This is a genomic window from Parabacteroides sp. AD58 (assembly GCF_023744375.2).
Classification (GTDB): domain Bacteria; phylum Bacteroidota; class Bacteroidia; order Bacteroidales; family Tannerellaceae; genus Parabacteroides; species Parabacteroides absconsus.
On the sequence record NZ_CP146284.1, the window covers coordinates 2,323,050 to 2,337,092 of the forward strand.

The 14,043-nt window shown below is 38.3% G+C and carries 11 protein-coding genes; all 11 read right to left on the bottom strand.

Going from position 1 to position 14,043, the window contains the following annotated elements:
• Window positions 1–4 precede the first annotated feature (4 nt).
• Complete coding sequence (locus NEE14_RS10115; RefSeq protein ID WP_251967580.1) at window positions 5–3,448, bottom strand: TonB-dependent receptor; 3,444 nt, start codon at window positions 3,446–3,448, stop codon at window positions 5–7.
• A gap of 250 nt (window positions 3,449–3,698) precedes the next feature.
• Window positions 3,699–4,262: a FecR domain-containing protein gene (locus tag NEE14_RS10120; protein WP_317259014.1), complete on the bottom strand. Its 564-nt coding sequence runs from the start codon at window positions 4,260–4,262 to the stop codon at window positions 3,699–3,701.
• Window positions 4,263–4,697 (bottom strand): hypothetical protein, encoded by a 435-nt coding sequence (locus NEE14_RS10125; protein WP_251967582.1) that lies wholly within the window; start codon window positions 4,695–4,697, stop codon window positions 4,263–4,265.
• Between the two features lie 13 nt (window positions 4,698–4,710).
• Complete coding sequence (locus NEE14_RS10130) at window positions 4,711–6,165, bottom strand: TolB family protein (protein ID WP_338578719.1); 1,455 nt, start codon at window positions 6,163–6,165, stop codon at window positions 4,711–4,713.
• 11 nt (window positions 6,166–6,176) lie between these two features.
• On the bottom strand, window positions 6,177–7,910 hold the full coding sequence (locus NEE14_RS10135; RefSeq protein ID WP_251967584.1) for a DUF6057 family protein: 1,734 nt from the start codon (window positions 7,908–7,910) through the stop codon (window positions 6,177–6,179).
• Window positions 7,911–7,985: 75 nt separating this feature from the next.
• Window positions 7,986–8,528 (bottom strand): RNA polymerase sigma-70 factor, encoded by a 543-nt coding sequence (locus tag NEE14_RS10140; RefSeq protein WP_251967585.1) that lies wholly within the window; start codon window positions 8,526–8,528, stop codon window positions 7,986–7,988.
• Between the two features lie 444 nt (window positions 8,529–8,972).
• The gene (locus tag NEE14_RS10145; RefSeq protein ID WP_251967586.1) at window positions 8,973–10,007 is read right to left on the bottom strand and encodes a family 43 glycosylhydrolase; all 1,035 of its coding nucleotides are present in this window, start codon (window positions 10,005–10,007) and stop codon (window positions 8,973–8,975) included.
• A 130-nt stretch (window positions 10,008–10,137) separates the two neighbouring features.
• Window positions 10,138–11,070, bottom strand: coding sequence for a ribosome small subunit-dependent GTPase A (rsgA, locus tag NEE14_RS10150; protein WP_251967587.1), 933 nt, complete (start codon window positions 11,068–11,070; stop codon window positions 10,138–10,140).
• On the bottom strand, window positions 11,070–11,633 hold the full coding sequence (frr, locus tag NEE14_RS10155) for a ribosome recycling factor (protein WP_251967588.1): 564 nt from the start codon (window positions 11,631–11,633) through the stop codon (window positions 11,070–11,072). The genes rsgA and frr overlap by 1 nt, the downstream gene beginning before the upstream one ends.
• 247 nt (window positions 11,634–11,880) lie before the next feature.
• On the bottom strand, window positions 11,881–13,056 hold the full coding sequence (locus tag NEE14_RS10160; protein ID WP_251967589.1) for an MFS transporter: 1,176 nt from the start codon (window positions 13,054–13,056) through the stop codon (window positions 11,881–11,883).
• 25 nt (window positions 13,057–13,081) lie between these two features.
• Window positions 13,082–13,792, bottom strand: a complete 711-nt coding sequence (gene pyrH / locus NEE14_RS10165; protein ID WP_251967590.1) for a UMP kinase — start codon at window positions 13,790–13,792, stop codon at window positions 13,082–13,084.
• Between the last annotated feature and the right edge of the window lie 251 nt (window positions 13,793–14,043).

A 14,043-nucleotide genomic window follows, 5' to 3' on the forward strand; every position in this document is an offset into this window, starting at 1 on the left:
ATCCTTAGAATTTAACATTTAAACCTATATTAATAGTACGCGTAGTAGGCGTCACCAAACCTGAATCCTTAATAACCTCCGGATCTGTACCAGGAATATTTGAAATTGTAAACAGGTTCTGTGCAGACAGATAAATACGACAATCTTGCATCCATGCCTTTTCTAACCATAACTGCGGTAAAGTATAACCGATCTCAAAATTCTTCAGTTTAATGTAGCGAACTCTCTGAATCCAGAAATCACTATCCCAATAATTACTATGAGAACTATTACCAATTAATGGCATTGGATATTTTCCAGAGATTAATTCACTATTTGCATCCCAAATATCAGCCAAAGTCCAAGTATCCTCCAACATATATTGTGGCATATTACCACCATCATGGAACGGCAATTTATTTTCATAATTTGGTGCATAAGATGATAACGCAGAACCTGTAAAGTCCAATGCAATATCAAAGCCCTTCCACGAGGCACTAAAGTTAATACCATAACTCAAAATTGGGTTAAAATCACCACTCGTATTATATCCAATCGGACGTTTATCCATGTCATTGATTACACCATCTCCATTTTGGTCCACATACTTTATATCTCCTGGACGTAACGTCGTATTACCATGGTCATCATTATCAATCGGCCAAGAAGCAATTTCTTCCCAACTTGTAAATTGCCCATCTGATTCATAGCCCCAAAAGATTTGATCATAACGATGAACCGTACCATTTCGATATTCATCCCAAGAGTTACTATAACGCTGTTTATATCGATCCCATACATATTTACGGGATAAAGTCATATTACCTCCTATAGAATAATAGAAATCATCCACAGAATCATTCCAACGCAAGCTCATATCAACACCTGTATGAACATCAGATTCTAAGTTTTCTTGTGGTAATGTAAATCCGACTTCTGAAGGTAACAATAAATCATAACGTGAAGCTGGCAAACCGGTACGTAAACGACGGAAATAGTCAAAAGATCCACTTAAACGATTATCCAAAAATGAAACGTCTAAACCAATATCCAAAATCTTAGCTTTAATCCAAGACAAAGTAGTTACAGGCAGTCCTCTTGGCTTTGAGCCTATCACATACTCACCATCTATTACCGAACCACCATTCTTATATGTGTATCCAGACAAATAGTCAAATGCAGCATAAGCACTACCCAAATCATCATCACCAACTAAACCATAAGAAGCACGAATCTTCAAATCATTAAAGATATCAGACACTTTCCATTCTTTCCAAAAAGATTCTTCAGAGATACGCCATCCTACAGATGCCGAGGGGAAGAAGCCCCAACGATGTTCTGGCGGGAATTTCCAAGAGCCATCATAGCGCGCTGAAAACTCTAATAAATACTTATTGGCAAAATCGTAATTAAAGCGACCCAACCAACCCATTCTTGCCTCTGTTTCGTTACCTTCATCATTATAAGTATCCATCGTCTCGTAATCTATCAGATGCAATGAATTAGCAGTAGGCACACTGTGTACCCATACATTAGGAGTATTTAACTTAGAAGATTCAAAACCTACAACAGCATTCACATTATGTTCACCAAACGATTTAACATAATTCAACTGAATATTTGCAGTTAACTCTTCGTTATGTCCCATCGTTCTCTCACGCCAAGGATTATTATTTTCAAATATTACAGGATATGTATCAGTTGCCTCATCATACCCATAAAGTTTATAGGTATATTCCTGATTATTCACAATCTGATTCGCATAATAATAACCAAACAAAGCCTTCGCTGTTAAACCATCAAATATCTTATATTCAGCATTTAAGTTTAGCTGAATAACTCTCCAGTCCTTCTGATATTTACCTGACTTCTCATAATTCAACCAACCAAAATTAGTTGCAGGGTTTGTAGAGGTCTGCGTCGGATAATCAGGATTATCATTTGCAAATGGTCGTTTTGTAGGCAAATTACGATAAGTACCAAATACAGGCATCCAATAATCATCCTCTTCTGGAACTCCTGGATTGACAGTCGTTTCGATACGTCCATTCATAGATGCACCTATCTTTAATTTATCATTAATTTGCGATTCAATATTCATTTGAACATTTGTACGATGGAAACCACCATAATTAACGATCATGGCATCTTGATTCATGTGCCCTAAAGAGAAATAATAATTAATCTTATCGGAACCACCAGAAACATTAGCACTAGCATAATATTGTGGAGAAGTATTCCATATGTAGTCATACCAATCGAATGGCACATATCCTTTTTCAGTTCCTTGCATCCATTTTGCATAATCTTCTTGCGAATAAGTACGTGAAGCTACATTTTGAACTGTTTCAGAAGCTATATAATGACTTAAATAAGTCGAGACATCTGCAGGTTTAGCAAATTTAGATGGATTCTGCCAACCATAATACATATTAATACCTACTGTATTTTTTGTATTTCGTGAACCTTTCTTCGTCGTTACAACAACAACACCATTGGCTGCACGCACACCATAAATAGAAGCAGAAGCATCTTTCAAAATAGAGATAGATTCTATATCATGGAAGTCGATATTATTAAACTGACCTTCATCTTTTACAACTCCATCTATCACATACAACGGAGTACCCATATTACGAATCTGCACTTTGGTTGTTGCTCCCGGACGACCATCCGTCTGCCGAAAGTTAACACCTGCAATCTTTCCAGCTAGCGCTGTAGAAGCATTTGCAGCCGTTACCTTTACCAAATCTTTTGCACCAACAGATGAAATAGCACCTGTCAAAGTTGCCTTTTTCTGGGCTAAACCGAAACCTGTTACTACAACTTCATCCAAAGTTTCCGAATCTTCTCTTAAGGTAATTGTCAAATCCCCGTTTCCAGTCACTCTAACAGACTGACTTACAAATCCTATATAAGAGACCTCTAAAACAGCCTGGTCTGATACATCTAATGTAAAAAGGCCATCCATATCTGAGATCGTTCCATTTGTTGTACCTTTTTCAACAATATTGGCCCCAATTATCGGTTGACCAGATGCATCCAGGATTTTTCCTTTAATAACTTTCTTCGATTGTTGAGTTTCGAAATTATCGGCAATCGAGTTTGAATTATTCCTACTATTCCGAGGATACAATAAAATTTGGTTCTGAGAGATTTCATAAGTCAATCCCGTCGAATCAAAAATTGTATTTAAAACTTCTCGCAATGATTCATTCGATGCATTCAAACTAACACGAACAGATAAGTCCACCTTATTTGCATCATAAAAAAATGAATAACCACTGGCCTTCTCTATTTTGTTCATTGCCTCGCTCAAAGACACATTCGAAAACTGAACAGATATCGTATTCATTGTTTCCATCTGTATCTCAGAACTTTGTACATTTGGAGCTAATAAAACTAAACTTAATGACAAAGGGATTCTCCATATTTTCCCCTTGACAAAACCAAGCAAATGCTTTTTCATAACTTTCACATTAAGATTAATAAATAATTACCACTATACCACATATCAAACTATGTTTTTCATGTTATTAAACTTTTCCCATAGGCCATAAATTTAAAGATTAAACAAAATTTTAATATTAGTTCCAAATATTATTCTAATCAAATGTTTCTTTTCATAACATTTATCGCTAATACAAAAATAGAGTCGCACAAAATCTATTTATCCCCCATATAAATTCTATTTTTAACTAAATAAGTCTTGTATTCTATCATTCATTGATTACCAAAATACTGTCCTCATTAAAATGATACTGCACAGGAGAAATACGGGAAATTAAGCGCATTACCTCTTCTATAGGCTCGTCTGTCAAGGTAAAAGTAAAAGCATGATCTTCTGATATATTTTGCCCAACAATTATTCTTATATCATACCACTTTTCTAAATATTTCATGACTTCCACTAAAGTTTTTTTCTCTATACTTAATGTATCTTTTGCCCAAACTGACTCAAAACAGGCATCTATTTTTTTAGTTTCAATATTTTTTCTTCGAGGTGAATAAACAGCCATTTCTCCCGGCTTAATTTTCTTTAATAAATGATCTTTTTCTACAGCAACAGAACCTCTCAACAATGAAACTTTTGTTTCTCCAGTCAAGTCTTCTTTTACCGTAAAAGCAGTACCAAAAACCCGCACTTCTATATCTTTAGTTTCTACAATAAATGGTCTCTTAGCATCCTTATAAACATCAAAGAAGGCCTCTCCTTCCAAATGTACTTTCCGGTTTACTGCATTATTTTCTATAAAACAAGTAATAGTTGAACCTTTTTTTATCTATATAATTGAACTGTCAGGCAGAAGTATCTTTGATTTTCCTGTAAGAGCGGTATAAACCGTTGGTACAAATTCTCTTTCATTTGCCTTATACCTATTTAAATAATAATAAAGCCCTGCCACAAATAAAACCGCAACAGCTACCCAAGCAAAGCGCCTCCATACAAACCAAACGGAACGTGTCTTCTGCTGATGCAGACGTTGCTCCATCTTATTCCATAAAGAGTCAATATCCTGTTCTTTCTTATTTTCAAGCTGATTCCCCAATAATACAATCCATAGTTTTTTTAATGCAGCATACATTTCTTTCGAAGAGGTAGAACTGTTCATCCACATAGATAATTTTATTTTCTCCTCCTCACTTAAATTCCCTTTAAAGTCTCTCAACAAAAGTCTCCAAGGAATATCTCTATCCGAATTTTTTTCATTATTCATATATAATGCGCTATTAATCTACAATTTGAAATCTTGATTTATTTTCTTTCTGCTGAACACGTCGGTATATTGACAACGAATTATTATCCACCTTGCCTGTAATAAACTCCGGAATATTATATGACTTTAATAACGTCTGATAATAACAGACATCTTTTTGCGGGAGCAAGAATGGTTTTCCAAATCTTCCATCAGCAGAAAAATGGGCTATATAAGGCCGGGTATACAATCCATCCATACGTCTGCTACTAAAAATGACCCAACGTCCCGACGAAGACCACGAATGATAGCTTTCAGTATCAAAACTATTTACATTCTCTGCATATCGACCTTCTCCTGAATGTAAATCTATAACATATAAATCGGCATCCTTATGCCAAATGGGGAAAGTTCCATATGCAGAAACCGTTCCCAGCAAATAGCGGCCGTCTGGAGAAATCCGTGGAAAAGAAAAACTCTTATTTTCCTTATCCGCAAAAAATAAAGTATCAATAGTCTTGCCAATATGACCTGAACCTTCGTCAAAAGGAATACGACACAGATTATATTTTAAATTCTGAATAGAATCTGGGACACTTTTAGCTTTTGCAGAACAAAAATACAAAAACTTTCCATCTGGAGAAAAAGCCGGAAATGTTTCATAAGCACCATCCTGGGCTATCCGTGGAGAAGATATAATCAAGTGTTCTTTTACATTATACACAATGACATCCGAGGCCTTATCAAAAACCTCAACTCTTTGTGTCGGATGAAAACCCTGAGAGGTTTTATTTGTTGAAAAAGCTATATAATTTCCGGAAGGATGCCAATAAGGATAGACCAGAGGAGATATGGTCTCTTTGACTTTTGTATCAATAAAATCAATATGATCTTCATCAACAATAACAGTTCCCCCATACGTAGAACGCATATGGAACATATAATGCCGGGGATTCCAATTACAGAACGAATGACAATTCATGCAATTATTCCCAGTCGAAGTATTTTCTATAATAACACTTTGATCAAAATTCGTCAGATTCCGTTGATAAATACCCATCTGATTCCAGATCTCATATCCCGGCTCAATTAAACGATAAGCGATATATTCATCTATCATATCCGTTGATACTTCAATTGAAAAAGGGGCAAAAGCCACCTGATTGCCTTTTCGGTCCACAACAACTGTTACGTTTACAGACTTACCTTTTGCCTGCTGCAAAAAGTCATGCCATTCTTTTATAGGAACAGAAGTCTGATTATTCGAAGCTTTAACCACTAAAGAATGATCATCCACCTCATATTTAACAAATGACAGTTTTTCTCCTTTCACTGAGAAATTTAATGGAGCAATATTATAAGGGACAGTAATATTTTTATAATCAGGAACGATCACAACTTCTTCTTTCAAATGCTGATCTACTGTATAATCATTCTTACAAGAAGAGATTATTACTACCGAGAAAAACACTAAGAAAATGTATTTCATTTCTCACCTCCTTACTTCTTAAATAACAAATAAAACCAATAAGTTTTACCATGCGCTCTCTTCATCTCTTCAACAAAGTTTATATACCCACGTTTGTCAGCCAAATCTTGAGAAAAAGAACCATACGCCTGCTCAGTCGCCAAACTCACTCCCATTTTAGCCCAATTTCCAGGGGTATCTTGTTCTAATGCGATTACAGCCTGTTGTTCATTTAACGATAACTCGGGCCATATATCTGTATGATAATACGCATCATACAACTTCTTAAATGCAGATAAATCCTTATTTAGCAAAATAAAACCAACCCAATATTCAAACGCCATTCTATTCTGAGGATTATTCGTAACCAACAACTTCAAGGTATACATAAAATTGGAAGACACTGCATACGAACCGTGCCCTCGTAATGACAATCTTTTTGCTACATATTCTTCATTGGCAGCAATTAACGAATCCCCTAAAAATTGTCTCTGTTTTTCAGCCCAGCTTTTATAAAAAAAAGTATTCTCCAGTAAAGCTATATACTTTTCTGCCACCCGATAATTACCCTCTATAATATTGGTTTCAATCAGCCTTTGCATCAAACGGACATTTCCCTTCGTGCTCGTAACATATCCCTCAAATGCAAATTTTTGTGAGGACGCTATATCTCCTACTTGATAACAAATATCAGAATAAATCATTGCCGACATCAATGAATTGTCCCATTCTGACAACAAAGATTTACTTCCATTCTGTGGAAATGAAAACATTTTATTTCCAAGCTCGCCTTGACATGCCAAAGCCAAATTCAATACATTCATAGTCAGATCAGACGCTCTTTCCTCATTAAATGTTGCAATTATCTTATTCCACTGTTGATTTCTTAAATACCAATCGCGTTCATAACTATATAATTGCATTCTGTCCTGCGTGTGATAAACACCGTACAAGCCTCCCAGCAGCAGAAACAATGAAAACATCATACTCCACAATTGAGGTATTCTCTTTTCTGACAACCAACATCCCAATAATATTGAAAGAAGGCAGCTGCCCCAAACGTAGTACACCTTCTGTGCTTCCGGTAAAAACTCACAATAGAAATCAGGTTTAATTATTTGCCGACCATCTACAGCCCAATTCATTCCCAAAGGAAGAATGATCCATACACCACCAGCAATCAGAAAAGAAGCAATAGTTCCTATCACATGCGTTCTATGTAATTTCCACTCACAGACAACCAGTCCTGCTATAAATAAAGAATAAACCGGACCAGCCAATAAATACACTAAAGATAAAAGAAAGATCCCCAACAGCCATCGGTTAGATCGATGGATATTCTTCAAATAGATCAACCAGCCACTAAAACACATCAGACAAGCAATGGAACCTGACAGATGGTAATATAAATTGGTATGTAAAAAGACTAAGCCAATAATCGGGATTAAAGCAAGGGAATCTACCCACAAAAGATTCTTTCCAGACAATTCACATAAAACTTTTTTCCCTATATATCCAATTGACACTAAAAGCAAAGAAGTAAATAGAGCGCCAAAAAACGGGACAATATAAAACTGCCGAAAAAAACCGGCCAGATAATCCACTAACCCTCCTGGAACCAGCACCGTATCCCATACATATTGCCTGGTCAACTGAAACAACTGCAATTGCTCTTGATAGAAAAAAAAGTATGAATACTGACATTGCAAAAATAATCCTATTCCAATAAACACCAAGCCCCAATATATAAGACTATTCCGTTGCATATCTATCTTTCTTTTTATATATCTATAATTAATAGACGCCATTTGTAAAATTACCCCCTAAGCATCTTATTTCTCTTATGAATATTTTTCATTCAGAAATTTCCTGATTTTCTTTAATGCAATAGTTATCTGATTTTCCACTGTTTTTTCAGAAATATGCATTTGTTCGGCCAGCTCTTTATTACTTAACAATTCAATCCTACTTTTTAGAAATATTTGCCTACACCGGTCAGGTAATAATGAGACGGCTTCTTCTATCAAAACTGATAATTCTTTTATTTCTAAAAAAGAAGTCTCATTCTCTTGTCCAAGATCAAAATCCGGCATTTCCAACAAATAACATTGTTCTTTCTTAGTCCGAAAATACGAGATAACCTTATTCCGGGCAGATTGAAACAAATAAGCTTTTAAACTTGTGTGAATTTTTAAAGAGAATCTGTTCTCCCACAAAGACATAAAAATATCTAACACCAATTCTTCAGAAGACTCTGGATCATGTATAAAATAACTTATAAAAGATCTTAGAGGCTCAGCATAGTAATAAAACAGGCGCTTGAAAGCTTTCTGATCACTACCTTTCAATAATTCTAAAATTATGTCTTCATCTTCTTTTCTCATCAATCGCCTACTTTATTTGTGTTCAAATCTAAAAGTCCGACAAAAATAAATAATTTTCTATTACATTAAAGCCCCACAATGTAATATAAGATATATGTTACATGGCTTTTCGCCAAACAATATACTTCATATACAATAGAAATTTATTTTCTGCTACAATTTTCAATCCGAATAATCCCCCAAACTCTTCATTAAATAGTATAGAATTCTTAGGAAGTATCTTATAAATTATTTAAGTCACAAATGTGAATTAAATAATTCACCTATATAAATTAATTAAATCACTATTATGAATTGATTAATTCACATTGGTAAATTAATTAGTTTATCAAGAATAAATGAAGAAAAGATAGGGGTAAAACAGTAAAAACAAAAAAGTCATGCTTTATTTCCTTCTGTGTTTTGGAAGGGATAAATCATGACTTTCACTTGTTTATCAATAATTTATTCTGTTTCGTCCGGCAAATAGAATTCAAAATCGGCATCATGATCGCAGGTCAGTGTGCCGTCTTTGAAAACTAATTGGGCTACTTGGATAGACGAACGGCGCAAGTCGTAGGGAACAACCCCGTTTTCGCCCAACGGAGCTTCGTTGTGACTTTTGCGTCCCGGATGTGTGAAATAGAAGATATAAGCCCGATGGTTCGTTACAACGACATCGGCATGAGCACCGCTGGGTCTATCTTCCGGCCGCGAACTGGCTTCCCCTAAAATCAGCCCTTGTTTTTCCCATTTATCCAAGTCCTTGGAACGGTAGATACGAAGTCCTTTCCATTCATCGGTCAGCATCCAGAAATATCCGCGGAACCGAAAGACATTCGGACCTTCGTGTGCATCTCCGTCAATGACAACCTTCGAGGCCGACCAGTCATGCAGGCTCTTGCTTTCTGCCATCAAGGTATGAGAACCAGCCGCCTCATCTTTATACCACATACGCCAACGGCCATCCGGCTTCTGATAAACCGTAGCATCGATCACGGAATTAGACGAAAGCTTCAACGGGCCTTCACACTTCCAGTTCCATAAATTACGACTGGTGTAATGCACAATCTGTTTATCGCCGCCCCAATGACTACGAACCCCACGAATGTAAGCCACAAACATGTGGTATTCGCCATCCCGATAAACCACTTCAGGAGCCCAGAATGTATTATGACCGTCTTCGAATTCCAAGTCTAATGCTCCCCTGTACACCCAGGTTTGTCCGTGGTCTGTCGATTCAGCCACACCGATTTTCGTACCATAGCAATAGGCCACGTCCGGCGCATCCAGGTTTGCACGGCGCTGTGTATATAACATCCACCAGCTTTTGGCTTCCTTATTCCAGACAACTACCGGATCAGCCGCGCCATCGGTTACCGGATCCCGGTACAACGGCGCCGGAGCTTTATGAATCACATCCTGTGCATGAACCGGCCACCCCATGAGAAAAGACAATCCGATGCACAAACAAATACGCAATAAAGTAAAATGTTTCATTTTCATTGTTTATTAAAGATCCTAATTAATTGAACAGGGTTATTTCTAAAACTCCCGAATTCCGATTTGAAAGCCCACGGCTTTTGAAAACGAAACTCGGGAGTTTTATAAGCGAAAGAAAGAACACAATTCAATATTCTTCCCTATATTTACTCTCTTCTTTATCTTCCAATATACTTAAATAACTCTTGTAGCGGGATTCGCTGATATAATGTTCCTCTACAGCCCGCAACACGGCACAGCCCGGTTCATGCCGATGCGTGCAGTTTCCAAACTTGCACCCGGCAGAAACTTTGAATATTTCAGGGAAATAATGAGAAATCTCCGCGTCTTCCATATCAATCGTTCCAAAGCCCTTGATACCCGGCGTATCGATCAGATAGCCGCCTTCGGGCAAAGCCACCATCTCCGAAAAAGTCGTTGTATGCATTCCTTTGTTATGATACTCAGAAATATCACCGGTACGCAGACTCACACCCGGAATCAGTTTATTGATAATCGTCGATTTTCCCACACCCGAATGCCCCGATAAGACTGTTATCTTATCTTTCAAATCAGCTCTTAAGCCATCCAATCCTTCTTCGGTCTTGGCGCACAATGTCGTACACGGATAACCGATAGACGTATACAAATGAATTAAGCCCTGCATATATTCCTTATCTTCCGCCTTATACCGGTCAATCTTATTGAAGACCAGCTTAACAGGAACCCGATAAGCTTCGGCCGTTGCCAGAAAACGGTCAATAAAAACAGTTGTGGTAATCGGGTAATTGACTGTCACAATCAGCATCGCCTGATCTACATTAGCGGCAATAATATGCGCCTGCTTAGACAAATTTGACGCCCGGCGAATGATATAATTCTTCCGTTCCTCAATCTGACAGATAAAAGCCGTTCCTTCGCGGTTTTCTTCTATTTCAACCCGGTCGCCAACAGCCACCGGATTGGTCGTCCGAATACCTTTCAAACGGAAATTACCTTTGATCTTGCTTTCAACGCATCTTCCGTCTTCCGTAAAAACGGTATACCAACTACCCGTATTTTTAATTACCAGACCTTTCATTAAACCGTCATTATTTCTTTTTCTTTGGCAGCATACAGTTCATCCACCTTCTTGATAAATTTATCATGAACCTTCTGAACTTCTGCTTCAGCATCTTTTTCTACATCTTCCGGAACACCGTCTGACTTAATACTCTTCTTCAACGCTTCGATAGCATCACGACGGGCGTTACGAACACTGATCTTCGCCGTTTCTGCCTCCTGCTTAGATTGCTTAGCCAATTGACGGCGGCGCTCTTCAGTCAACGGAGGAATTCCCAAACGGATGATTTCACCATTGTTCTCAGGTGTAATACCTACTTCAGAGTTCAAGATCGCCTTTTCAATTTCCTTGATCAGGTTCTTTTCCCACGGAGTAATTACGATCGTCTTTGCATCTGGGGTATTGATGGAAGCCACATTGCTCAACGGAGCCATGCTGCCATAATAAGGAACTCGTATTCCATCCAGAATTTTCGGATTGGCTTTACCTGCACGAATACGTGCCAACTGTTCATCCAAATAAAGGATAGCAGATTCCATCTTTTCTTCTGCTTCTTTCACAAACTTCTTTGTATCAACCATATCTGTACCAAATTTATTCGTTTTTATAATCAAGATTATTTTTATTGCTTGCATCACTCTCCGTAAATATCCAGATTTTTCTGGTAGCTGAAAACCTGTTTCCTTACGAATTTTTAATTATAAACAAAGGTAATGAAAAGAATTTAAACTTTGCAAGCGGTGACTCTATTTTTGAGACCTGCTTTATTGACAAAGTAAATGCAACTCAACCACTTTTCCCAACCGCGAACATGCCAGGTCGCGAACATCAGTCATCCAATGAATGCGGATGCTTTCTGAAGTAGACAGATAAATAGGTCAAATATACGGCTCCCAGTCCGAGAATGATCAAGGCGCCGGCCTGCGATTCAATCCAGTCAGACACGATGCCCATAGGCACAACAAACAAAGCGCCGCCACACAAGCCCGTAATCATCAGACCCGACACTTCATTTTTGTTATCAGGAAAAGTATTTAACGCTTTCGAAATTAAAATAGAAAAGATATTGGCATTGCCGATTCCTAAAATCAACAACACAGCATACAACTGCTCAAGCGTAGAAGCAAAAGACAAGCCTATCAGAGCCAGCAACAGACCGAAGACACTCCAGCGGAAAAAGCGTTCGGACGCTATGTATTGCAACACCACTGCCCCAATCAAGCAGCCAATCGTCCGGGAAAGGAAATACACACTGCCGGCCATACTGGCATCGGCAACCGAAAAGCCCAGCCGCTCTACAAAAATCTTAGGAGCCGTCAGGTTAATTCCCACATCTATTCCGACATGACATATAATGCCTATCCAAATCAAGCGGATCAATGGATTTCCAAGTAATCTGCCATAACTTTTCAAGGAGTCACTCTCGGAATAATCATCCAACTCTTCAATAGAGGTAAAGCCCAAGCCAATGATAGAAACCAATGTGATTAATAAAAAGATGGGATATAATTCACGCCACTCATCCATCGTGAGTGCCGCCCAACTGGCAATAAACGGGGCCAAGAAAGAAGCTATGCCCTTGATGAACTGTCCAAAAGAAAGAGAACTTGCCAAATGCCGCTCGGATACAACATTCGATACCAGCGGATTCAACGAAACCTGCAACAAGACATTTCCTATACCTAACAGGGAGAAAGAAATCAGCATCATGACAAATTCATAATGCAACAAAGGTATCAGCAAGGACACGGTTGTTATAAACAGACTCAATAATACCGTCTTGCGTCTGCCAATGTAATTCATCAAGATTCCGGCAGGTATGGAAAACAGCAAGAACCACAAAAAGACCATTGCCGGACACAAATTGGCCATTGTGTCCGACAAGGCAAAGTCTGCTTGCATATGATTGGCTGCGACTCCCACCAAATCCACAAACCCCATCACAAAGAAAGAAAGCATGACCGGGATCAGGATCAATGATGAACTTGTCTTCTTCCTTCTCATAAGAAATCAGTCTGAAAAAGTATCGTTAATTATGCACATACGTACCGATGTCTTCGCCATCCATCACTTTCTTCAGATTTCCGTTCTTGTCCATATTAAAGACAATAATCGGCAAGTTATTTTCTTTACACATGGTCGTTGCGGTCAGATCCATCACTTTCAAGCCACGTGTATAGATTTCATCATAGGTAATATCAGAAAACTTCACAGCAGTCGGATCTTTCTCGGGATCTGCCGTATAAATACCATCTACACGTGTTCCCTTCAACATCACATCTGCTTCAACCTCTATACCGCGCAGCGAAGAACCTGTATCAGTCGTAAAGAATGGATTACCGGTTCCGCCCGACATGATGACTACATAGCCCTGTTCCAACAGTTCGATAGCCCGCCACTTGTTGTAGAATTCACCGATCGGTTCCATACGGATAGCAGTCAGCACCTTTGCCTTCACGCCTAAAGCCGTCAACGCTGAGCTCAAGGCCAAACTATTGATAACCGTAGCCAGCATACCCATCTGATCACCTTTCACCCGGTCGAATCCTTTGGATGCGCCACTTAAACCACGGAAAATATTTCCTCCACCTATAACGATACCAATCTGAACACCCATTTCAGCTATTTCCTTGATCTGTTCAGCATATTCGTTTAAGCGTACTTCATCAATACCATATTGTTTGCTACCCATGAGCGATTCACCGCTCAACTTCAAAAGAATCCGTTTATACTTAGCCATAAACACATTTGATTTTATTGGTTTCCGACAAATGTACGAATATTTATTCAGTTCTGACGACTTTTCCATAGGATTCACCCACAAATGAACTCATTACTTTCAGAGCCGGCCTTTCTCTTGCCCAATCAGGTGCAAGCAGAAGACGCTATTCCTCGTGAAACAGGAACGCAATACTGCGTCGGGTGTCAACGTAAGGTTGCGTCGGGTCTTAACACAACATTGCGTCGAGTGTTAGCGCAACGCTACGCTAA